Origin of the sequence: Streptomyces sp. NPDC001530, assembly GCF_042894545.1 — a bacterium.
Classification (GTDB): Bacteria; Actinomycetota; Actinomycetes; order Streptomycetales; family Streptomycetaceae; genus Streptomyces.
This window is the reverse complement of sequence record NZ_JBIAVS010000007.1, coordinates 75,222-96,634: the sequence shown is the minus strand read 5'-3', so window position 1 is coordinate 96,634 and position 21,413 is coordinate 75,222. Positions and strand designations below refer to the sequence as shown.

Sequence of the window (21,413 nt, the reverse complement as noted above, 5' to 3'; positions counted from 1 at the left end):
GCGCGATCGCGCCCTTCACAGGACCTCGACGCGCTCCCCCCGGCAGCGGTTGCGGGTGTCGAGGATGTACGCCGCGGTCCGCTCGACGAGCGCGTAGTCGAAGGCATCGTGGTCGGTGGCCACGACGACCACGTCCGCCGCCCGGATCTCCGCTTCGGTGAGCTCCACGCGGATGATGTCAGGGGGCAGCAGATAGGAGTCCGTGTGCGGTTCCACCGCGACGACGTGGGCGCCGAGCTTGCTCAGCGACTGGGCGAGCATGATGGCCGGCGACTCACGGATGTCTCCGGTGTTCTTCTTGTAAGCCAGGCCGAGTTGCAGGACCCGGGAGCCCTTGACCGACTTGGCGCGTTCGTTCAGTCCCCGGGTGATCCGCGAGGTGACGTAGGCGGGCATCTGGTCGTTCATCTCATTGGCCAGCGAGATGAACCGGACGTCCTGCCGCAGCAGCCGCTTGACCTGCCAGGACAGATACGAGGGATCGACCGGAAGGCAGTGCCCGCCCACGCCGGGGCCGGGCATGAACGGCATGAAGCCGAACGGTTTGGTGGCGGCGGCCTCGACGGCTTCCCAGATGTCGGCCCCCAACTGCCGTGAGATCATCGCCATCTCGTTGACCATGGCGATGTTGACGTGCCGGAAGGTGTTCTCCAGCAGCTTGGTCAGTTCGGCGGTGCGGCACGAAGTGACCGGCACGGTGCGTTCCACGATGCGTGCATAGAAACGCTCGATGCTGCGCAGCGACGCGGAGTCGATACCGGAGGTCACCTTCGGTGTGTTCTCGAGATGCCAGTCGGGGTTGCCGGGGTCGATGCGCTCGGGGCTGTATCCGAGGTGGAAGTCCACGCCTGCCTTCATGGCGCTGCCCTCGTCCAGCAGCGGCCGCAGCAGGTATTCGGTGGTCCCCGGATAGGTGGTGGACTCCAGGACGACGGTGGCGCCGGCTGTGATGTGCGGGGCGACGCTCCGCCCCGCGCTTTCCACGAAGCTCAGATCAGGAACACCGTCACGCAGCGGGGTGGGCACCGTGATCACGCATACGTCGAAGCCGGCGATCCGGTCGTAATCGGTGGTGGCCTCGTAACGGCCGCTGTCCAGCGCGGCCTCCAGGCGTGCGCTGTCGACGCCTTCGATATAGGAATCGCCTGATGCCAAGCGCTTCACGCGCAGTTCGTCCGTGTCCACGCCGACCACGCAGAAACCGGCCTCGACCGCCCGCACGGCGAGGGGGAGTCCCACGTATCCCTGACCGACGACAATCAATTTCTCTTGCTCGTACGGGCTGTGCGCCATCATCACTGCGGCCTCCCGGGGCAGTAGACTTCTCCGGGTCAATTGAGGCACATTCGACGCGCAGCGGTCCCATTGTCGCGTCATGTCTCCCCGGCATCACTCCAATCGAGTATCAGGCGGCCAGGCCGAGGCAACTGAGGGTGTGCCGATGTTTCAATTTCCGCTATTTCTCCCATAGGTGTGTGTTGGGCTCGGTATGACGATCGAGCTCTGTGGGAGTCGCCCGACATTCACCCACCGAACCGGAGTGGCCTGCATGGATCGTTGTTCGAAGTACCTGGTCACCGGTGGAGCCGGCTTCATCGGCTCACACCTCGTGGACGCGCTGTTGGCCGAAGGAAAGGAAGTGGTGGTCCTCGACAACCTCGCCACCGGGCGAATGTCCAACCTGGCCCGGGCGCAGGAGCATCCGAGCTTCCGTTTCGTCCATGGTTCCGTTCTGGACGGGCTCTTGGTCGACGAGTTGGCGCGTGAGTGCGACACCGTGGTCCATTTGGCCGCCGCCGTCGGGGTCAAACTCATCGTCGAACAGCCGCTGAAATCATTCATCACGAACATCAGAGGTACCGAGACAGTTCTCGAGTCGGCCCAGCGTCACTCGCTCAGGGTTCTGGTGGCCAGTACCTCGGAGATCTACGGCAAGAATTCTTCGGGACCGCTCACCGAGACCTCCGACCGCATTCTGGGCAGCCCTTCAGTGGTCCGATGGTCGTACAGCACGGCGAAGGCGGTCGACGAGATCCTCACGGGTCTCTATCACCGCGAGCGGGGCCTGAGGGCGACGATCGTCCGGTTCTTCAACACAGTCGGCGCCCGCCAGAGCCCGGCGTACGGGATGGTCATTCCGCGCTTCGCCCGGCAGGCGGTGCGCGGGGAGCCTCTCACCGTTCACTCGACCGGTCGGCAACAGCGCTGCTTTCTCCATGTCGCCGACGCGGTCGAGGCACTGCTGCTCCTGCTGAGGCATCCAGGGGCGGAAGGCGCGACGTTCAATGTCGGTTCCGCCGAAGAGATCAGCGTCGGTGAACTCGCCGAGCGTGTCATCGCCCAGGCGGGGAGCGCTTCTTCGGTGGAATACGTGCCGTATACCGAGGCGTACGGAGCGGGTTTCGAAGACATGCAACGCAGAGTTCCGGACACCACGAGACTTCGCGCGCTGACGGGGTGGCAGCCTCGGCACGGTCTCAGCGACGTGCTCACCGACGCCATCGCGGACGCGCGCGGCGAGATGAGTCGCATGGCGTCGACGAGCCTGCCGGGCGGCAGGGGAGAGTGTCTTCCCTCGGCCACCGTGGCCACCGCGAGCATCGTCGGACCGGCACTGGCGGGCCCGTGTCAGGCGTGAGCCCCCTGCTGACGGCGGTGGCGGTCGGTTGCGTGGCCCTGTTGCTCGGTGTGGTGCTGACGGAACCGCTGCGGCGTTTCGCCCTGCGCTACGGCATCACCGACCGGCCCAACGGCCACAAGGGTCATGCCCGGCCGACTCCGTACCTCGGCGGGATCGCGGTCGCCGTCGTCACGCTCGCCGCGGGAGCCGTCACGGCGGTCGCCGGCGATTCCGGGAACCCATGCCTCGCGGTACTGCTCGGGGGTGCCGCGATCATGACCGTACTGGGACTCATCGACGACCTGCGCCCGCTGGGCCCGGCGCTGCGGTTGGGTGTGGAGGCGGCGGCGGCTTCGGTCGTCGTGCTCGTCGGCGGACATCCGACGGTCTTCGGCGGCGCGTTCGACGCCGCCCTCGCCGTTGTGTGGATCGTCTTCATCACCAACGCGTTCAACCTGCTGGACAACATGGACGGAGCGGCTTCGTCGCTGTGTGCCGTCATCGGTGGATTCCTGTGCTGGTACGCGTGGTTGAGCGGACAGACCGGGCTCGGAGTGGTCCTCGCGGCTCTCTCCGGTGCCTGTCTGGGTTTCCTCTTCCACAACTGGCACCCGGCACGGATCTTCCTCGGCGACTCCGGGTCCCTCTTCATCGGCTTCACCCTGGCGTCCGCGGCAGTGGTGCTCCACCAGGACGCGGCCGGCCTCTCCGTGCCTGCCGGGCTGCTGGCCACGACGTTCGTGGCGACCGTGGACACCGCACTCGTCATGCTGTCCCGGTACCGAGAGGCCAGGCCGCTGCTGCAGGGAGGACAGGACCATGCGTCCCACCGGCTGCGGCGGATCGGCCTGACGGTGCAGCAGGCCGTCACCGTGCTGGGGGTGTTCGCGGGGCTGGGAGGTCTTTCCGGGGTGCTCCTGGCCCAGGGCGTCCTGCCGCCGGGCGTCCTGCTCCTGGCGGCCGTCGCCGTCGGCGTCGCCGCGGTGGCGTTGTTGCTGCGGGTTCCGTCCCTGCCGGGCCCTGCGACATCCGCCGCCCTCCCCATGGGCAGGACGGCGGGCAGCAGCGAGCTTACGGCCGCCCGGATCAGGTAGGGCAGGCACTCCAGAGGGCGCGGGCGCCCTGTGGGTTGCTGGATCGCCCCGTCAGCTGCCTGGAACGCCCACGGAGGCGCCGTACGGCCCCAGCCGACCCGACTGCCCGTCATGTCCCGGATAATGTCCGGGACATGACGGGCAGCGGTCTTCGGCGGCCCGGGCTCATGAGTGCTTCCGGTGCACGCCGCCCGGCAGTCGAAGGCGCGCCGCCCAGCATCGATGCTGGGCGGCGCGCCTTCGACTGCCAGGGCGGGCCTGAGCTCACCCGACCGGGGCCGGCGACTGTGCGGCCGGTGCCGCGTACTGCGGAAGGCCCTGGAACCATCGCACCGTTTCGGCCAGGCCCTCGTCGAGCGGCACCGGCGCGACGTCCGGGAACAGCTCGCGCAGCAGGCGGTCGGCTGCTTGCGAGTCCCGTACGTCTCCCCGCCGCGCGGGTTCGTGCACGATCTCCAGGGGTGCGTCCAGGACGGACGCCAGGCGGTGGGCGAGATCGAGGACCGACACCCGCGTGCCGAACGCCAGGTTCACCGGGCTGCTGGAGGTGACGCGCCGAAGGACGGCATCGGCCAGAACCCGTGCGACCGTTCCGACGTAGGTGAAGTCGCGGGTCTGCCGACCGTCGCCGAAAATCCTCAGGGGCATACGGCGCATCATGGCGTCGGCGAAGGCCGGAACCACCGCGGCGTAGGCGTGGCCGGCGGGCTGCAGCGGCCCGTACACGTTGAAGAAGCGCAAGGCGAGCGTCGGCAGTTCGAAGGCCGATCCGTAGGCGAGCACGTATGCCTCGGTCGCCAGTTTGCTCGCCGCGTACGGGCTCAGCGGGCGGGTCGCGAGCCCCTCGTGCTTGGGCAGCTCGGGGACGGATCCGTACACGGAGGACGACGAGGCGGCGATCACATGGGTACCCCGCACCCGGCAGGCTTCCAGTACGCGCACGGTCCCGGTCGCGTTGACCTCGTGGCTGGCGAAGGGATTCGTGAGGGAGCGCGGTACGGAGGGACGGGCGGCCAGGTGGACGACGGCATCCGCACGGCTGACCACCGCGTCGAGGAGCTGCTGGTCCAGAATGCTTCCCTCGACCAACTCCACGTCCGTGCCGGCGAGATTGTCCGCCGAACCGGTGCTCAGGTCGTCGAGGGCGACGACTTCGCGGATGCCGGGCCGCGAGACTAGCTCCCGGCACAGGTTCGCTCCGATGAAGCCGGCGCCTCCGGTAATGACGATGTTCAACGCTGGCCACCTTTCAGTAGGGACGTCGGCCACCATCCATGGGCGACGGCGATGGAGGCGTAGAGGTCGTGGATGTCGTTGACGAGGCGCTGCGCCCCGAACCGCTGGGATGTCCAGGCATGTGCGCGCCGACCCATCTCGTGGCGCAGCCCGTCGTCCTGGAGCAGCCGTACGGTGTGCCGGGCGAGTTCGGCGATATCGGTGGTGCTCAGGAAGCCGGTCTCCCGGTCCCGCACCACCTCCGCGACGCTTCCCACGTTCGTGGCCACGGCCGGTACTCCGGCCAGCCCGGCCTCGATCAGGCTGACCGGCATTCCCTCGTTGTCCGAGGTGAGCAGCACCACGTCCGCCGCGGCGTACACGGTCTCCACGTCGGACCGCCAGCCCAGCAGCCGCAGTGATCCGCCCAGGTCGGCCGCGGCCGTCAACTCCTCCTGCAGGTCGCCCTCCCCGCACACCGCGAAATGGGCGTCCGGCACTGCCTGGCGTACTGCTCGGGCCACTTCCAGGAAGCGGTCGGGTCGCTTGACCTGGGTCACCCTCCCGACGTAGGCGATCACCGGGCAGTCTGCGGGGAGGCCCAACCGTTCACGTGCTTCCCTGCGTTCGGGCGGTGCCGGGAGTGTCGTTCCGGGTGGGATCACCACGTACTGCCGGTGGCGACCGATTCCGGCGGCCACGAGGTCGTCGCGCACGCGATTTCCGACGGCCACCAGCCGATCGCACCGGTGGGCGAGCCGACGTTCGGTCCACACCACCAGCCGGGTCTTCCAAGGCGAGAAGTAGCCGTGCAGCAGATGGCCGTGAAACGTGTGCACCCGCGCCGGGACACGGGCCATCATCGCCGCCGCCCGTCCGAGCGCACCTGCCTTCGCCGTGTGCGTGTGAACGATGTGCGGCCTGAACTTCCGCATGGCGGCGGTCAGTTCGCTCAGAGCCCGCAGGTCGTCGGAAGGCCGTACGGCCCTGCCCAGTACCGGGATACGGCAGACCGGCACGTCGGGTGCACAGTGATCGACGTAGTCCGCCTCGTCCGGTCCCACCGAACCGGTGAACAGGCGGTGGTCGAACCGCTCCCGGTCCAATCCCCTCATCAGGGCGGAGACCTGGAGGGCGGGGCCGCCGACGTTCATCCGGGCGATGACCCGCATCACCCGGACACGCGGGAGCCCGGGAGGCCCGGGGTAGCGACTTCTGATCGACATGTCACATACGCTAAACCACGACATATGCGAATCAAGCAGAATATGCGGTATGACTGATATGGCGTCAATTGGTGAGAAATCAACACACCCAACGGCGCACTTGGTTGCGGATCCGCGCGGTGCGCGAGTCGGCCCCGGGCCCGACCGGGTGTGCCTGATGATCGGTCAGCTCGGCCTCGGCGGCGCCGAGAAACAGATCGCCCTGCTGGCCCGTGGGCTGGGTGCACGAGGCATCGACACCGACCTGCTCGTCATGTTCCACGGAGGGCCGCGGGAGGAGGAGTTGAAGAATTCCGGGGTCACCGTCACGGAGCTCGGATTTCGCACCCGGTATCAGTGCCCCCTGTGGAAGTCGCTGTTCCTCAACGTCAGAGCCTTCGTCCGGCTGGTGTTCTTCTTGAGGCGCCGTCGGCCGCACGTCATGCAGGCTTTTCTGTTCCACTCCTATGTGCTGGCTGCTCCGGCCGCGCGGCTGGCCCGGGTGCCGGTGCTCGTGGCGGGCCGACGGAGCCTCGGCTTCTTCAAGGACGGACACCGCCTCGCACTCGCCCTGGAACGCCTGGCCACGCGGTGGACGGACTTCGTGGTGGCCAATGCGCAGGCCGTCGCCGATGACGTCCGCAGAAGCGAGGGGGTGCCGGCGGCGAAACTCGGCGTGATTCCCAATGGAATGCCCGAGCGTGAATTCGAGCCCGCTGAACCTGCCGAGCTCGCCACGACCTTGCCTGTCGTGGTGTGCGTGGCCAACCTCAAGTCGCACAAAGGGCACCGGTACCTTCTCGAGGCATGCGCGATGCTGCGATCGAGGGCGGGCGGCTGCACCCTTGCGCTGATCGGTGACGGGCCCGAGCGTGCCGAGTTGGAGGCGCAGGCCCGCCGACTGAGGATCGATGTCCGCTTCCTCGGCGCCCGCACTGATGCGGCGCGGTTCCTGGCCCGGGCGGACGTGGTGGTTCTGCCGTCGCTTCACGAGGGATTCAGCAACGCCGTCATGGAAGCCATGGCGGTGGGCCGTCCGGTGGTGGCCACTGCGGTGGGCGGCACCCCCGAACTGCTTCAAGGGCGCGGAGTGCTGGTGCCACCCGCGGATGCGGCCGCACTGGCCGATGGCCTGCAGTCCGTGCTCGGCGACCGCGAACTCGCCGCTCGGCTCGGTCAGCAGGGGCGCGAATGGGCCCTTGCGCACCTCAGCGCCGACGTCATGGTGGAGCGTTACCTCTCCCTGTACCGCGAACTCCTGGAGCGACAGTGTGCGGCGTAGCAGGTGCGGTGTCTGTGACTTCGCCGGATCCCGATGTCGTGCGAAGGATGTGCGGGCTGATCGCCCATCGCGGGCCGGACGGCGAGGGCTTCCATAACGGGCCGTCGGTCGCCCTCGGCATGCGCAGACTCGCGATCATCGATGTCGCGGGTGGTGATCAACCCGTCTTCAACGAGGACCGCACCGTGGTCGCCGTCTTCAACGGGGAGATCTACAACTTCCCCGAGCTGCGCACCGAGTTGCGCAACCGGGGCCATAGATTCCGTACCGCAAGCGACAGCGAATGCCTGGTCCACCTCTACGAGGAACACGGTGAGGAACTGGTCCACCACCTGCGAGGCATGTTCGCCTTCGCGCTGTGGGACGCGAACAGACGCCGACTGGTTCTGGCCCGCGACCGGGTGGGCAAGAAACCGCTGTACTACCAGCATGCCGGCGGGGAACTGGTCTTCGCCTCCGAACTCAAGGCGCTGGCCGTGGTCCCCTCGGTCCGCCGCGAGCTGGATCCGGTGGCCCTGCACCACTATCTGACCTACCAGTACGTTCCGGCCCCCTGGTCGATCTACCGGGGAGTGCGCAAACTGCCTCCCGGGCACATGCTCGTCTGGCAGGACGGCCGGGTGGATGTACGGCGCTACTGGGAGCTGGACTTCACACCGGGCTCCGTCGACTCCGAACAGGAGGCGATCGAGCGGACCCGTGAGCTGCTGCTCGAGGCGACCCGCATCCGTATGGTCTCCGAGCGGCCCCTGGGCGCGTTCCTGTCCGGCGGTATCGACTCGTCCGCCGTCGTGGCCGCCATGGCGCGGATCGCCGACGGACCGGTCAAGACGTTCTCCATCGGATTCGACGACTCTCGGTACGACGAACGGGTGTACGCCCGTGCCGTGGCCCAGCTGTACGGAACCGAGCACCACGAGCTGGTGGTCGAGGAGTCCGCGCTCTCTGTACTGCCCACGTTGGCCTGGCACTTCGACGAGCCGTTCGCCGACTCGTCCGCCATCCCGTCCTATTACGTGGCCAAACTGAGCCGCGAGCAGGTGACCGTGGTGCTCAACGGCGACGGCGGCGACGAGTCTTTCGGAGGCTACGGCCGCTACGCCCTCATGAACGGTGGCAGAGGGCGCGCCATCAATCCCGGCGTCCGGTCCGCCATGAGAAGGCTGGGCCGCTCGCTCGGTGACGGCCCGACCGGTTCGTTCAGGGGGCGAGCGGCCCAGGCGTTGCAGTTCATGGCAGAGGAGCCGCATCGCCGCTATGCCCGCCTTATGGCCCGCTTCACCCCCGAGCAGAAGCACAGTCTCTACAGCGACTGGATGCGTGAGGAAACATCCGGCACGGACAGCTACGAGCTGCTGGACCGCGTGTACGCGCACTCACGTGCCGACAGCCAGGTGAACCGGCTCATGGACGTCGACGTGAACACCTACCTGCCGGGAGACCTCCTGGCGAAAGTGGACATCACGACCATGGCCAACTCCCTCGAGGCACGCTCTCCCTTTCTCGACCATCGCCTGATGGAATGGGCGGCAGGCCTTCCCGGCGATCTCAAGGTGCGGCGCGGAACGACCAAGTACGTGCTCAAGAAAGCCATGGAGGGATGGCTCCCTGACGAGCTGCTGCACCGGCCGAAAATGGGGTTCGGAGTTCCCTTGGCGCACTGGCTGCGCACCGAATTGAAAGACTTGGCGTGGGACGTTCTCACTGATCGGACGGCCTGTACCAGAGGGTTGTTCCGGCCGGAAGCGGTGCGGACCCTGCTCGCTGAGCACGAAGCGGGCCGTAATCACTCGAGTCGTCTGTGGGCACTGGTGCAGTTCGAGTTGTGGCACCGCACGTTCGTCGACAGTCCTTTCACCGGTTCGTCTTCCCCCTCGGAAGAGGCTCGGCAACCCCGTGGCTGACCGTGGTGCGCAGTTTGTGAGCATGCTGGGGGCCCGGGTGGCCAGCCTTGCCCTCGGTGTGGTCACCAGCGTCGTCATCGCCCGGTCGCTTCCCCCCGAGGGGCGTGGGACGTACTACATGGCCGTAGCGGTCGCCACGGCGGCCATGGCTCTTGGACACCTGTCCGTCGAGCAGGCGCAGACGGCGTTGTGGACGGACACGTCGAAACGAGCCGCACTTGCGGCCAACAGTGTTCTCCTGGGGCTCTTCACCGGGGCCGGGGCCGCGGTGGTGGCCTTGGCCGTGGTCGGCGTCCTCCGGAGCGCCGCCAACCTTCCCGACATGTGGATGGTGGTCACGGCCTGTGCGAGCGTGCCCTTGTCCATGTGCGTTCTCTACGCGAACAACATCACCCTCCTGAGCAACCGGGTCCGGTCAGCCGCGGCGGCGATGCTGCTCGGCGCGGTCTTCCAGTGCGCGTCCCTGCTGGTTCTCGGCATGTCGGGACATCTCACTGCCTACTCGGTCGTGGCCATTTGGACCATCACCTCCGGCGTGTCGCTGATCGTTCTGATCAGCGGTGGAAACGCTCTCGTCGTCCGTCGTGCGGACCTCGCGGCGGCGCGGGCCACCTGTGTCATGGGGGTGACGTTCCATGCCGGTTCGGCTGCCGCGTTCCTGTTGCAGCGATCGGATGTCTTCCTGCTCAACGCCTTGGCCGGCCCTCGTGAGGTCGGCATCTACTCGCTGGCCGTGACACTGGCGGAAATGAGCCGCTTGCTGATCGACGTCGTCTGGCAGGTCACCTTGTCCCGGCAACTCGACCGGAGCCACAGCGATTCGGTAGAGGGCACAGCCCGCATCATCCGGCTCATGACCCTGTTGGCGGCGGGCTCCGCACTGATCGCGGTCCTTCTGGCATCGGTCCTCGTGGTCCCGGTATACGGCCGCGCATACGATCAAGTCGATCAACTGGTCGCACTCCTGGTGCCAGGCATTCTGCTCCTGGGAGCGAGCCGGCCTGCGGCAACGTTCCTCTTGCGCTGCCGTTCGACGCGCTTCGTCGTGTATCCGTCCGTCATGGCGCTGACCGTGAACATCGGCCTCAATCTGGTGCTGATCCCTGTGTGGGGAGCGGCAGGATGTGCTGTCGCGTCCACCGTCGCCTACGCGGCTGTGGCCGCGTGCCAGGTGAGGTTCTTCGTCCGGGTGACCGGAACCTCGTGGCGGCTGCTGCTTCCCGGGATTTCGGACGTCGCGGAGATCACGGCACGGCTGAGGTCGCCTCGTCATCGTTCTGCTCGGCTTCCTCGGACCAGCTAGGGTTTGCGAGGCCCAGTGCGGCGGAACTGAAGGTCGTGATAGGCCCCCGCGCCATGCACCAGTTCACCGAGGACGCCGCCATGTGCCATGCGCAGTACGCGCATCTCGGTGCGGCCGTCGCAGCGGTTCTCCAGCTGCATGCAGTGTCGCCGAGTGCTCTCCGAAAGATCCACCAGATCCCACAGCTGCCCGATCTCCGTGGCGATCGGGCGCCCTGTCGTCATGCCGCGGGGACGAGCCCTTGTTCATCGCCTCTACTTCTCGAGTACGAGAGTGACTGACGACGCGTAGCGGAGGGTGCAGAAAGCCAGCCAGTCGACGACGGCCCGCCGGGAACGGCGGTAGATTTCCAAGCTCCGGTGGCCGAGCGCAGCGGCGAGCTTCTGCTGGTACAGCTCCTGCGTGTACCGGTACGAGAGCTTGAGTTCTGCGCGCTTCGCTTCGTCCACGAACTCCTGAAAATATCTGTACGTGGTGCCCAGGTGCAGATAGGTGGAGATACGTTCGGCGGTTTCTGCCATGTCCCCGGTCCTGTTGTTCCCCACCCCCAACCGCCGCCACATGCGCGCCATGGCCGCGCGCTGCTCGTATCCGCGGACGCGGTGGATCAACGGCATGAGCACATGGCCGTCACACAACGCATTGCGCAGGGGGAACACGTGCATTGAGCACCCACCGGGGGCGAGCACACGGCTGAGTTGTGCCATGAAAGGGGGGAGCCTGACAACGTGCTCCAGGACCTGGTTGGACACCACGATGTCGAAAAAGCCGTCCGGGTACGGCCATTCCTCGTGCTGGGAGACGGATCGGATGCGCTCGTGCCACGGCACGCCCGGCAGCGAACGCGTCAGCTGCTCCACCGTCGAATGGGGAAACCGCGGTCGCTCGGACAAGGTGTCCACGACATCGAATCCGTGTACCTCCACCGGGATCTCGGGGCTGAGGCCGGTGAGTCCGGACTGCAGAAACGTGATGAGGCCACCTTCGCCGCATCCCACGTCCAACAGTCGCACAGGATCCCGGTTGGCCCTGCAGGACAGTTCGGTCTTCACAGCGGCCAGCAGGTGCTGATGCGTGAGGCTTGTCGGTTTCAGAGAGGTGTTCGTGCTCATGATCTCGCGATCCTCACGAAGAGTCGAGGTGGCGTGTTCCTGCGGGTACGTCACGTGCGCTCGAACACGAACTCGTTGCAACCGATGCCGCCCCGGCAGGTCTTCAAGTGGCGGAGCTCGAAAGCGCGGTCACGGCAGAAGCGGAACACCTCTTCCGGCGCGGCCACTTCGAAGGGATAGCCGCCCACCCAGTCGATGAGGTCGTGTCTGCGTGACATGCCGCGGGCGCGGGGCACGCTCGCGCGCATGCCCTTGGGGCCTTGCTGGGCGACTTTCACCATCATTCCCAGGGGATAGTGCCTTCTGAGATACAGCGTGCTGCCCGCCACGAGCAGCCGACGCATGGCAGGACCCGACTCGTTGTAGGTGCGTTTCACCGCCTTCCACATCCGGCTTTCGAGGCCTTGATCGTTGTAGATCGACACATACAGCGTGCCGCTCGGGGCGACCAGGCCGCAGGCCGCTTCCATGGCCTTCCACAGAGCCCCGGTGTGATGGAGGACTCCCCACGAGTAGACGATGTCGAACTGGCCGAGTTGACCGACGAACTCCGGGTCCAGGATGGAAGCGCAGGTAATGGTCCATTCGCTTCCGGGGGCGAATTCATCGCGCACCTTCTGTGCGGTCGAGACCGAGTCGGGATCGTAGTCGAACGACCGGACCCGAGCTCCGAGACGTAGTGCGGCGAGGGAGAAGAGCCCGCTGCCGCAGCCGACGTCGAGGAACGTCCGACCAGTCAAGTCCGTCGTTTTCAGGGCCTGTTCAAGGGACTTCTGGGCACCGCGGATGCGCTCCTCGTCGATGAGCTGCCCGAATTCTTGCCAGTTTCGACCGAAGGCGAAACGCTGCCCGAGACGAACCTCGGTCTTGCAACCAGACACCGGCATTTCTCCCAACTGTGGTAATGAATGATCCTGTTAGTCTCAGAAACGACGTGCGAGATTGTTGAGTTGACACGGTCTCAGGGTCATGAATCCGGCCGCGATCAACACGCAGACCGCCAGCACCTTGCTCCACATCGTGGGCGTCAGATTCGGGCTCTGCACGACAGCCAGCCCGGCAACGACGGCAAGCCACATGTGGATCCGCTTCATTGCGGCGGCCGGTGAGAGTGGCAAGTACAGCGCGATCAGGGTGATCAGCATGCATTCCAGGAGCGAGCGCTGCCGGAAGAAGGTGGCACCGAAGGTAACGATGTATGTCGAGGTGTAGGCGATCGAGGCAAGGATCAGCGGCCGACCCAATTTCGTGGTATCCGCCCACCCCTTTCGCAGCGCGGCCGGGGCAAGCGCGAGGCTGGCGATCCAGATGGTGGTTCCCAGGTACAGCCATCGCATTGGGCCGGCGGTATTGGGGCCGAAGGACCAGGGGAACGGGCCGAACAGGCACACGAAGATCTGCTCGGGATTTCTCAGCAGGTTCCTCGAGCCGTATCCGGCGGAGAAGTCCAGCGCCACACCCTCCTTGACCTCAAGGCTGCCCACCAGGCTGAACAGCGTGGTCGCCCGAGGCAGGAGGAAGAACGCGGCGGCCGCGCCGATGATGAGCCAACCTGTGAGATGGCTACGGCTCAGCCGTGCACGGCTGAGCAGGGCAACAACGAGAAACAGCGCTGCCGCCGGCCGGGTGTACAGGCAGGCCTGAATGCTCAGCAAGGAGCCCGCGCATGCCAGCCAGAATCGCGCCTTCGCCTGGAGCAGCAACGTCCAGAGAACAAGAGTGGTCAGCAAGCCGTCCTTGAGGCCCCACGCGTCCCACAGCAGCAGATTGGGGCTCACGCTCACGATCAAGCCGGCAAAAGCGGCGCGCCTGTTGCCACACCCCGCCGTTACTCCCAATCTATGGGCCGCCGGCGCCCCGGTCGCGGCCATGAGGGCCAGGACCACCTTGGCCGCCAGCCAGTCTCCGCCAGTCATGATCTTTCCCAGGGCCATGACTGTCTGGTAGCCCCACATCTCGGACCCCGAAAGCCGGCTCAACAGGCTCATGCTGAACGATTCCCCGTGAGCCCAGGCAGCGGCGATCTGCGTACTGGCTTCGTCGTATCCGCGGGCGTCCGGGAATTGTGCCGCCCCACGGGTCTGTACGTGAACGACGAGGACGGTCGCGACGTGGAAAACTGCCGCCACCGCCGCGATGCCCAGAGATACCCCGACGGAGCTTTGACGTTCAGGCGTCTCGGAGGGAGCGCGCGACGCGGCAGTGGTGGACCTGGTCAAGGTCGCTGAGCGCATACTGGGCCTTCTCCACATGATGCTCGTTCCGACCTGATGGCGGCGGAAGGCAAGGAAGGCAAGATCCTGCACGGTCAATTCATTGCGCTAACACGTGAATTCCTCGAGCAAGCTCCCGCTGCTGAGTCTGGTCAGGCTTTGGGCGACCATATCTGCCGCTGAGCCCTGACCGGGGCGCAGACACTTCTGAACCGGAGAGGGTCACTCAAGAGGCGTAAACGTCGACAACCACCCGCGTGGGGGGACCCGTGTCGTTGGCCGGCCCGCCTGTTCACATCCGATGAGGGGGCGAGGTGGATACTGGCGGCATGCCCCCTATTCATGGGTCTTCTTCCCTGCCATTCGACGTGCCTACGCAGGGGTTTCGCGTACTAGTGGTGTGTACCGGCAACCTCTACCGCTCCCCGCTTGCCGAATACCTGCTCAGGCAGCGGCTGTTCGAGGCTCGGCACGTGATCCATCTGAGCAGTGCGGGCACCGGGGCCATCCCGGGCACGCCCTTGGCGGCCGCGGTGGCGTCCTTCCTCCGCGAGCGTGGCGCCGATCCCTCCGGGACGGTCTCCCGCCGGCTGACCGCCGAGATGGTGGAGCGCTCGGATCTGGTGCTCGGGGCCGCGACGGAGCACCGCGAGGCCGCCGTGCGGCTGGCCCCCGTACGGACGTTGACCCGCGCGTTCACTTTCCGTGAGTTCGCCCGGCTGGTGGAGGCGGAGGACGCCGCCGGCCTGGTGGATCCGGCCGCACGGTTCGCGGCTCTGGTCCAGGGCGCGGCCGCCAGGCGTGGTGCCGTGCGGGCGCACGCGGGCGGTGACGACGTCGACGACCCATTCGGTGCGCATCCGCAGCAGGTGCAGGAGTGCCTCGTGCGGATCGAAGAGGTGGTGGAGCGGATCGCCGCCGCGGTGCGGGTCGGGTGAAGCGCGGTCAGCCGCGGCAGGCGGGGGAGGGGTCCACGCGGGCGCGCAGCGGCGTGACGAGCGGCTGGCGCCACAGCACAGGACTCCGGTCGCTGATCGGCTCGAGAAGGTGGAGCGTCAGCGTACGGCTGTGCCGCGCCGGCAGTTCCACATCCAGCGTGTAGACGGCGTGGCCGCGTTCGACGCCGCTGCTCACCGTGGCGGGGCGGCCGTCCAGGGTTGCATTGGTCAACTCTGCGCCCGCGCTGGCGTAGTAGGAGACGATCAGCCGGTTGTCACCCGGCCGGGTGGGGTAGGGCGGCTTGTCGACCCGCTGGGTGACGTAGGGCGGGAGGCCCGATGCGGGAGCCTGGTTGGCCAGTGTGATCCGCGCGGTGACCGGTCGGCCGTCGGGGGTGCAGCGGCCGGGAATCCAGTGCAATTCCCGGTCGAGGTAGAAGTCGAGCTTTCCGCCCGCTGCGTTGTTCACCACCAGTCCGGCGAACGGGCCGGGTTCCGCCGGCAGGGCACCGGCCCACGGCCGGGTCTGCAGGAGGCGTTGCTCCCGAGGCTGCGCGCTCCACACCTGCAGGCGCCCTTCGTCCGCGACGTCGTAGGCCGGCCTGAGCAGCCCCGACAACCGCTGGGGGGTGTCCACGGCACCGATGAGCGTTGTGGCGGCGGCGCGTGCCACATCGAGGAGGTACGCCTTGCGTTCCCGGCTGTCGGAGAAGCGGGCGTAACCGGTGCGCTCTGTGAGGTCCAGTACGTTGTCGGCGGTGACCGTCGATCCGTCGGGCAGACGGGCCGGGCCCGTGACCCGGAGAAACCGCGCCAGCGCGCTGGGATCGAGGGCGATCGCACCGTCCACCCGCTGTCCGCTGTGATCGTGCCAGGCCGCCGCCCAGATGCGGGCCGCATACGGGAAATGGGGGCTGACGTTGGAGTTGGCCCAGGTGCCGGTGGGGTCCATGGCACCGTACCGCGCGCGGTACTCGGCTCCCAGGTCGACCGAGGCGTGCGCATCGGCCAGCATGGTGTCGGTGCCGAAAGTCTCGAACCGCAGCCTTCCCTGATCGGCTGTCAGCACGGCAAAGGCCCCGGGCATTCCTCCGGTACCCCGGGATTCGGCGGTGTTCTGGATCACGAGGAGATACCGTCGCGGGCCGTGCGCTCCGAGCATGGGCGGAACCACGCGGGCCGCCACTGCGGCGTCGGACGCGAGGGGTGCCATCCGGTCGAGCCGGGAGACCAGCTGGGTCCGCGCGTGATCGACGGCCGGCAGCCAGGGTGTAGTGGGCAGGCCGTCGGCCATGGCACGGGTGTCGGCGGCGGCCTGTGCCGCCCGCTCGAGAGAAGCCGCCCTGCTCTCGAGCGTGGACAGCAGGACGGGAAGCCCACCGGGCCCTGTTTTGTCGGCCGACTGCGATGCCATGCGCACCATCGGCGGCAGCACATCACGGGTCAGCCGGTCGGCGGCATGCGTCGCACCGCGGACCGTGTTGGCCGGGCGGCCCAGGAACGGCACCTGCGAGGCCACATACCAGGCGGGTCCGGTGGTGAGCCGATGTGCCCGGGCGGCATGGGCTGACGCGGACCTCATCACCGCCACCGAGTCCCCCGCAGTGGCCTTCCCCGGGGGACTCGTGACGGATTGCCGGAGTGTTCCCAACTGCTTCTGGGCAGCGAGCAATTCGGTGCGGGCGAGCAGCCCCGTGACGAGGACCCAGCCTCCTCCTGCCAGACACAGTGCGGCAGCGGCCGACAGAACGTACCCGACACGACGCCGCGAGAGCAGGCGCCGGGAGGGATCAGTCGCTGTCGGCCGCTGAAGGAGCCCGAGGGGTCGCAACCGCACGATGGGCCGGTGGTCAGTGGCGCTTCAGCCGACGGACGGCCATGAGCGCCCCGCCCGCGAGGACCAGCGCGGCGGCCACTCCGCCCAGCACGATGGACGACCTGTCCTCACCGGTGTTGGCGAGGTGCTGGTCGCCGTGCTGGTTTTGGTGGTCCCCAGCTCCGGGGTCCCCAGGTCTGTCGTCGTCGTGTCCGGGGTTGTCGTGGTGTCCGGGGGGCGTCGGGGTGTGGGTGTGTCCGGGGGGCGTCGGGGTGTGGGTGTGTCCGGGGGGCGTCGGAGTATGGGTGTGTCCGGGGGGCGTCGGAGTGTGGGTCTGTCCGGGCGGCGTCGGAGGGGGGGTCTCTTCGGGTGGCGTCGGACCGGGGGTTTCGGACGACTCCGGGTCGACGACGATCATGCGTGTGAGAGTGATCATCGGCTCTTCCGTGGTCTCGAGCTGCAACATGTGCTGGCCCGGATCGATGCTCGCGGGGATGGTGACGGTCCCCATCACGGTGCCGTTTTCGTCGGCCGTGAAGTAGCCCAACACGACCTGGTAGGAGAAGAGCGACACCTCCACCTCTTGCCCCGGCTCGAAACCCGTTGCTGAGATGCCGAGGGTGCCTCCTGCGTCCGGGGTGGGGTCGTCCACGCCGATGTTGGGAGGCGCCGGCGGTGGATACGGCTGGGCCAGGGCGGACTGTGCCCCGACGAGTGGTGCAGCGGCCAGGACAGCGGAGGCTGCCGTGGCCGCGAGGGCGGCACGCCATTTCGATGACGCCGTCATCGCATTCACGCTCCTCAAGTGGGTTCAGGCCGACGGCAATGGTGCGACCAGTGAGAACGGTATGTGCATAGATAGCGCCTCATGGGTATCCTTAATCTTTGTGTCCTGATAAAGAGCCATATGGCGCACGTGCTTCACCGGGCCGACGCCCCGGTGACTGACTCGAATCGCAGGAGAGTTGACGCTGCGTAATTTGATGGCTTTTGAGCTGTATGCTCCGGTTGCTCATCTCATGAACCACCGCACCTCGGACCAGCCCGCTCAACCAGCTCAATTGGGACGCATATGGATCTGCCCGACTACCTTCGGGTCCTCGCCCGCCGCTGGCGCGCCATCGTGGTACTGGGGCTGCTGGGGACGGCGATCGGAGCGCTCGCCGCCCTTGTCGCCACTCCGCAGTACCGGGCTACTTCAACACTCTTCGTGTCGCTTCAGGACTGGGACGACACGGTCAAACTCAACCAGGGCAACAGCTTTGCCCAGGCACGCGTCCGCTCCTATGCGGAAGTGGTGGTGAGCCCGAAGGTGACCGAGCCGGTCGCGCGGGCCCTGCGTCTGAAGATGACGCCCTCTCAACTCGCCCAGAAAATCACCACCGAGGTGCCGCTCGACACCGTTCTGCTCAAAATCACCGTCACGGACACCACGCCGTCCGAGGCAGCTCGCCTCAGCAACGCGATCGCCGGCCGTTTCGCCGAGGTCATTTCCGATATCGAACGGCCCACGCATTCTCGGACCTCGCCGGTGCGGTTGAGCGTCACCGAGCCTGCGGTCAAGCCCACCGCGCCCTCCTCGCCGAACCTTGCGGTCGATGTCGGGCTGGGACTCGCGGGCGGGCTGGTACTCGCATTCGGCTTCGCCTTCGCACGGGAGTCACTGGACTCCTCGCTGCGCTCCCGCGACGATCTGACGCGGTGTCTGGTCCAGGCCGGTGGGCCGGCTGTGCTGGGAAGCGTCACCTACGACGCGCGCACGTCCGACTGCCCGCTGGCCACCCGCGACGACGCCTTCGGCCGGCGTGCGGAGGACTTCCGGCGGCTGCGCACCGGCCTGCAGTTCGTGGACATCGACAGCCCGCCCAAGAGCATCGCGGTCACCAGCGCCCTGCCCGGAGAAGGCAAGACCAGCATCTCGGTCAACCTGGCCGCCACGCTCTCCGAGGCCGGTTCCTCCGTGTGCCTGGTGGACGCCGACCTGCGCCGCCCCAACGTGGCGCGCACCCTCGGCCTGGTACAGGACGCGGGACTCACCACAGTGATGATCGGCCAGGCGACGCTCGACGAGGTGATGCAGTCGGCGGGCTCCTTCTCGGTGCTCACCAGCGGAGCCCTTCCTCCCAACCCCGCGGAGATGCTCGGCTCGGAGCAGTTCCGGGCGGTGGTGCGCTCACTCGCGGACAGGTTCGACCATGTCGTCATCGACACCGCACCGGTGCTTCCGGTGGCGGACACGCCCGCGATGAGTCCGGCGGTGGACGGCTACCTGCTGGTGGCGCGCTTCGCCAAGACCAGCCGCAACCAGGTCACCGACGCCGTTCAGGCGCTGCAGGGGGTCGGTGCCACCATGCTCGGCGGGATCCTCAACATGACCTCGACGAAGGGCGACCGTGATCGCTACTCGTACGAATACTCGTACCGCCCCGCGGACGCTTCGCCACGCCGGATCCGGTTCTGGGGCCGCCGGAAGTCCGTGCCCATCAGCGGCCTGCCGACACCGTCCAAGCCCGCGATGCCCCCTCTCCGCACGCCCGCGGCCACAGGGGTCGGCGCATCCGGTGGCGGTCCCGGTTCGACGGCAGCACAGGGCGAACCCACTCGTTGAACGGCCTCGCGGCCTGTGCGCGACGGTTCTTTCCGGCAGACCATCACGTTAAGGGTGAAGCCATGCGGCTCAAGCTCGTGGTTCGTGTTGCGGCCGTTTTGCTGGTCGGCGGTGTCCTGGCCCACCCCTGGCGGGCGGGGAGCGGAGCCGTGGACCGTGTCTCGTACGTCCGCGGAGCGGCCGAGGGAGGCCCCGAGCAGTTGCGGGCGGAGGTCCTCGAAACCCTCCCTCACGACCCAAGGGCCTTCACGGAGGGCCTGGAGATGGCCGGCGGCAGGCTCTACGAGGGCACGGGCCTGGCCGGGCATTCGTCCCTTCGCGCCGGGCCGCCCGGCAAGACTCCTGCCGTCCGTGTCGAATTGCCGGCTCCGCTGTTCGGCGAGGGCGTCACCGTCCTGGGGCGGACGCTGTGGCAGCTCACGTGGCGGAACGGCATCGCGGTCGAGCGTGACGCACGGACGCTGGTCGAACTGAGGCGGGTCCGCTACGAAGACGACGGCTGGGGCATGTGCTACCAGCGGGACCGCGGCCGTGTGGTGACGAGCAACGGTTCCTCCCGGCTCGTCTTTCGGGATCCGAGGACGCTGGCGAGAACGGGTGAGGTGACCGTCACCTCGCGGGGGCGTCCCGTGGCACGCCTGAACGAGCTGGAGTGCGTCGGCGGGAGTGTGTACGCGAATGTATGGCCGTCCCACCGGATCGTGCGCATTGACGCCGACACCGGCGCGGTGACCGGTGAGATCTCGGTCGCGCCCCTGCTGAACGCGGAGGAGCAGAGGCATGCAGACGTTCTGAACGGTATCGCCGCCGTGCCCGGTACGGACGAGTTCCTTCTCACCGGCAAGTGGTGGCCCAAGATGTACCGCGTCGTGTTCGTCGCCGGATGAGGGCAGCCCCGCGCGGGGACGTCCCGTGCACGTCGGCCGCTGCCGGTCACGTGCAGGGACCTGGCCGCCTGGTTGATGGCCTGTTCCCCTGCTCATCACCGATCGCATTGCCGGCGGCATCGCTCGGGGCTACTCGCCGTCGGTCGTAAAGCTCGGGCTGCCGCACACGGTCACGTCGTGCGGCTCGGCGGCCGCGTAGTCGATCACGGTGTTGCGCATTCCGGAGGCGATCAGCAGCTTCGGCCGGGGCAGCCGGGCCAGGAGCGACGCCGGGAAGGGAACCCGCTCGTGCAGGGTGACGACGATGTCGAAGTCCGCGAGCGCGGCGGCCAGTGCGTCGTTGTCCGTGACGGGGGTCCCCCTGCTCGACCGGAGTTGAGTGCTTGGGGGCGGGTGCGGAAGCCGATGACCTCTACCTCGTCCGCGAACGGCGACCAGTCCGCGATCTCGGTCGCGACGCCCTGAAAGTCGTCCAGCACGGCACAGCGAAGCTGCATGTCAGGTCCCTCCCCGGCTCAGCCGGCCCCTGCCCGAGCCCCGACAGGGCACCCCGGCCGCACGGGAGGAGGCGGCTCCTGGGGAAGCCGCGACGGCCGCTCGCTCCCCGTGGCAGTATCTGGGCTCCATGAGTGCGTCCCTGGCGGTACGGAGCTTGCGCGCGGCGGTGTTCGCCGTGCTGTGTGTGCTGCTGGCCGCCGGGGGACACGCGCTGGCGACGGGGGAGGCACCGCCGCTCTCGGCGGACGGCGCCGGGTTCCTGGTCGTCTTCGCGGTCGGCTGTCTGCTGGGCGGCCGGGAGCGGTCCCTACTGGGGATCGGCGGCGGAATGCTGGCCGCGCAGGCCGGACTCCACCTAGGGTTCGAGGCTGCCCGGCCGCGCATGGCGATGACCATGCACGGGGCGCACATGATGCACCCGCACGCACACGCCATGACGCCCCACGCCACGGCCGCGCATGTGGCCGCCGCGCTGCTCGCCACCTGGTGGCTGCGGCGTGGCGAGGCCGCGCTGTGGTCCCTGCTGCGCTGGGCCGTGGCGCTCGTGCCGGGGCTCGCGGCGTGGTGGCGGGTGCGGACGGGACCGTCGCACGCACGGGCGCGCTGGGACGTCGTATGCCGGAACGCCGGTGAGCCGCGGCCGCTGCGGCAGGTGCTGCTGCGGCACGCCGTCTCCCGTCGGGGACCGCCGGCAGGGCTCGCGTACACGCCCTGACCG

Annotated in this window: 17 protein-coding genes and 2 pseudogenes; 9 read left to right on the top strand and 10 right to left on the bottom strand. The window is 67.7% G+C overall.

Going from position 1 to position 21,413, the window contains the following annotated elements:
• Positions 1–15: 15 nt before the first annotated feature.
• Positions 16–1,296: a nucleotide sugar dehydrogenase gene (locus ACFY0T_RS15520; protein ID WP_388870498.1), complete on the bottom strand. Its 1,281-nt coding sequence runs from the start codon at positions 1,294–1,296 to the stop codon at positions 16–18.
• A gap of 193 nt (positions 1,297–1,489) precedes the next feature.
• Between ACFY0T_RS15520 and ACFY0T_RS15515 the strand changes: the two genes are divergently transcribed.
• Both ACFY0T_RS15515 and ACFY0T_RS15510 read left to right on the top strand, forming a co-directional pair.
• Positions 1,490–2,638, top strand: coding sequence for an NAD-dependent epimerase/dehydratase family protein (locus ACFY0T_RS15515; RefSeq protein WP_388869632.1), 1,149 nt, complete (start codon positions 1,490–1,492; stop codon positions 2,636–2,638).
• Positions 2,635–3,714 carry an MraY family glycosyltransferase gene (locus ACFY0T_RS15510; RefSeq protein ID WP_388869629.1) on the top strand — a complete coding sequence of 360 codons (1,080 nt, stop codon included), beginning with the start codon at positions 2,635–2,637 and terminating at the stop codon, positions 3,712–3,714. The genes ACFY0T_RS15515 and ACFY0T_RS15510 overlap by 4 nt, the downstream gene beginning before the upstream one ends.
• A 264-nt stretch (positions 3,715–3,978) precedes the next feature.
• Here the strand turns inward: ACFY0T_RS15510 and ACFY0T_RS15505 are convergent, their stop codons facing one another.
• Together ACFY0T_RS15505 and ACFY0T_RS15500 are read right to left on the bottom strand one after the other, a co-directional pair.
• On the bottom strand, positions 3,979–4,950 hold the full coding sequence (locus ACFY0T_RS15505) for an NAD-dependent epimerase/dehydratase family protein (RefSeq protein ID WP_388869626.1): 972 nt from the start codon (positions 4,948–4,950) through the stop codon (positions 3,979–3,981).
• A complete protein-coding gene (locus ACFY0T_RS15500) occupies positions 4,947–6,155 on the bottom strand; it encodes a glycosyltransferase (protein WP_388869623.1) in 1,209 nt (402 codons plus the stop codon). The genes ACFY0T_RS15505 and ACFY0T_RS15500 overlap by 4 nt, the downstream gene beginning before the upstream one ends.
• A 157-nt stretch (positions 6,156–6,312) precedes the next feature.
• On the opposite strand from ACFY0T_RS15500, the gene ACFY0T_RS15495 reads away from it, so the two are divergent.
• The 3 genes from ACFY0T_RS15495 to ACFY0T_RS15485 are packed head-to-tail and all read left to right on the top strand — an operon-like array spanning position 6,313 to position 10,623.
• Positions 6,313–7,416, top strand: coding sequence for a glycosyltransferase (locus tag ACFY0T_RS15495; RefSeq protein ID WP_388869620.1), 1,104 nt, complete (start codon positions 6,313–6,315; stop codon positions 7,414–7,416).
• 14 nt (positions 7,417–7,430) lie between these two features.
• Complete coding sequence (gene asnB / locus ACFY0T_RS15490; RefSeq protein ID WP_388869617.1) at positions 7,431–9,320, top strand: asparagine synthase (glutamine-hydrolyzing); 1,890 nt, start codon at positions 7,431–7,433, stop codon at positions 9,318–9,320.
• Between the two features lie 22 nt (positions 9,321–9,342).
• On the top strand, positions 9,343–10,623 hold the full coding sequence (locus ACFY0T_RS15485; RefSeq protein WP_388870495.1) for a lipopolysaccharide biosynthesis protein: 1,281 nt from the start codon (positions 9,343–9,345) through the stop codon (positions 10,621–10,623).
• A gap of 26 nt (positions 10,624–10,649) precedes the next feature.
• Here the strand turns inward: ACFY0T_RS15485 and ACFY0T_RS15480 are convergent.
• From ACFY0T_RS15480 to ACFY0T_RS15465, 4 genes and pseudogenes are all read right to left on the bottom strand, one after another.
• A pseudogene (locus ACFY0T_RS15480) lies at positions 10,650–10,808 on the bottom strand (gfo/Idh/MocA family oxidoreductase); the annotation flags it as partial.
• Positions 10,809–10,877: 69 nt separating this feature from the next.
• Positions 10,878–11,735, bottom strand: a complete 858-nt coding sequence (locus tag ACFY0T_RS15475; RefSeq protein ID WP_388869614.1) for a methyltransferase domain-containing protein — start codon at positions 11,733–11,735, stop codon at positions 10,878–10,880.
• A 50-nt stretch (positions 11,736–11,785) separates the two neighbouring features.
• Positions 11,786–12,622 (bottom strand): class I SAM-dependent methyltransferase, encoded by an 837-nt coding sequence (locus ACFY0T_RS15470; protein ID WP_388869611.1) that lies wholly within the window; start codon positions 12,620–12,622, stop codon positions 11,786–11,788.
• 36 nt (positions 12,623–12,658) lie between these two features.
• Entirely contained in the window at positions 12,659–14,041 is a 1,383-nt protein-coding gene (locus tag ACFY0T_RS15465; protein WP_388869608.1) for a hypothetical protein, read from the bottom strand.
• 305 nt (positions 14,042–14,346) lie between these two features.
• On the opposite strand from ACFY0T_RS15465, the gene ACFY0T_RS15460 reads away from it, so the two are divergent.
• Positions 14,347–14,886 carry a low molecular weight phosphatase family protein gene (locus tag ACFY0T_RS15460; protein WP_388869605.1) on the top strand — a complete coding sequence of 180 codons (540 nt, stop codon included), beginning with the start codon at positions 14,347–14,349 and terminating at the stop codon, positions 14,884–14,886.
• 7 nt (positions 14,887–14,893) lie between these two features.
• Here the strand turns inward: ACFY0T_RS15460 and ACFY0T_RS15455 are convergent, their stop codons facing one another.
• The gene (locus tag ACFY0T_RS15455; protein ID WP_388869602.1) at positions 14,894–16,468 is read right to left on the bottom strand and encodes a DUF4012 domain-containing protein; all 1,575 of its coding nucleotides are present in this window, start codon (positions 16,466–16,468) and stop codon (positions 14,894–14,896) included.
• Positions 16,469–16,736: 268 nt separating this feature from the next.
• The gene (locus ACFY0T_RS15450) at positions 16,737–17,489 is read right to left on the bottom strand and encodes an LPXTG cell wall anchor domain-containing protein (protein WP_388869600.1); all 753 of its coding nucleotides are present in this window, start codon (positions 17,487–17,489) and stop codon (positions 16,737–16,739) included.
• A 285-nt stretch (positions 17,490–17,774) separates the two neighbouring features.
• Between ACFY0T_RS15450 and ACFY0T_RS15445 the strand changes: the two genes are divergently transcribed.
• Positions 17,775–19,310, top strand: coding sequence for a polysaccharide biosynthesis tyrosine autokinase (locus ACFY0T_RS15445; RefSeq protein WP_388869597.1), 1,536 nt, complete (start codon positions 17,775–17,777; stop codon positions 19,308–19,310).
• A gap of 62 nt (positions 19,311–19,372) precedes the next feature.
• Positions 19,373–20,197, top strand: a complete 825-nt coding sequence (locus ACFY0T_RS15440) for a glutaminyl-peptide cyclotransferase (protein ID WP_388869595.1) — start codon at positions 19,373–19,375, stop codon at positions 20,195–20,197.
• A gap of 141 nt (positions 20,198–20,338) precedes the next feature.
• Here ACFY0T_RS15440 and ACFY0T_RS15435 read toward each other — a convergent pair.
• Positions 20,339–20,694: pseudogene (locus ACFY0T_RS15435) on the bottom strand (hypothetical protein); the annotation flags it as partial.
• Positions 20,695–20,822: 128 nt separating this feature from the next.
• Here ACFY0T_RS15435 and ACFY0T_RS15430 point away from each other — a divergent pair.
• Complete coding sequence (locus ACFY0T_RS15430; protein WP_388869592.1) at positions 20,823–21,410, top strand: hypothetical protein; 588 nt, start codon at positions 20,823–20,825, stop codon at positions 21,408–21,410.
• The last annotated feature ends 3 nt before the right edge of the window (positions 21,411–21,413 follow it).

Bases quoted from the DNA above. Each gene is read 5' to 3' on its own strand.
- ACFY0T_RS15520 (WP_388870498.1), bottom strand. From the start codon at position 1,296: ATGATGGCGCACAGCCCGTACGAGCAAGAGAAATTGATTGTCGTCGGT.
- ACFY0T_RS15515 (WP_388869632.1), top strand. From the start codon at position 1,490: ATGACGATCGAGCTCTGTGGGAGTCGCCCGACATTCACCCACCGAACC.
- ACFY0T_RS15500 (WP_388869623.1), bottom strand. From the start codon at position 6,155: ATGTCGATCAGAAGTCGCTACCCCGGGCCTCCCGGGCTCCCGCGTGTC.
- ACFY0T_RS15495 (WP_388869620.1), top strand. From the start codon at position 6,313: ATGATCGGTCAGCTCGGCCTCGGCGGCGCCGAGAAACAGATCGCCCTG.
- ACFY0T_RS15485 (WP_388870495.1), top strand. From the start codon at position 9,343: ATGCTGGGGGCCCGGGTGGCCAGCCTTGCCCTCGGTGTGGTCACCAGC.
- ACFY0T_RS15475 (WP_388869614.1), bottom strand. From the start codon at position 11,735: ATGAGCACGAACACCTCTCTGAAACCGACAAGCCTCACGCATCAGCAC.
- ACFY0T_RS15470 (WP_388869611.1), bottom strand. From the start codon at position 12,622: ATGCCGGTGTCTGGTTGCAAGACCGAGGTTCGTCTCGGGCAGCGTTTC.
- ACFY0T_RS15455 (WP_388869602.1), bottom strand. From the start codon at position 16,468: ATGAGGTCCGCGTCAGCCCATGCCGCCCGGGCACATCGGCTCACCACC.
- ACFY0T_RS15450 (WP_388869600.1), bottom strand. From the start codon at position 17,489: ATGACGGCGTCATCGAAATGGCGTGCCGCCCTCGCGGCCACGGCAGCC.
- ACFY0T_RS15445 (WP_388869597.1), top strand. From the start codon at position 17,775: ATGGATCTGCCCGACTACCTTCGGGTCCTCGCCCGCCGCTGGCGCGCC.
- ACFY0T_RS15440 (WP_388869595.1), top strand. From the start codon at position 19,373: ATGCGGCTCAAGCTCGTGGTTCGTGTTGCGGCCGTTTTGCTGGTCGGC.
- ACFY0T_RS15430 (WP_388869592.1), top strand. From the start codon at position 20,823: ATGAGTGCGTCCCTGGCGGTACGGAGCTTGCGCGCGGCGGTGTTCGCC.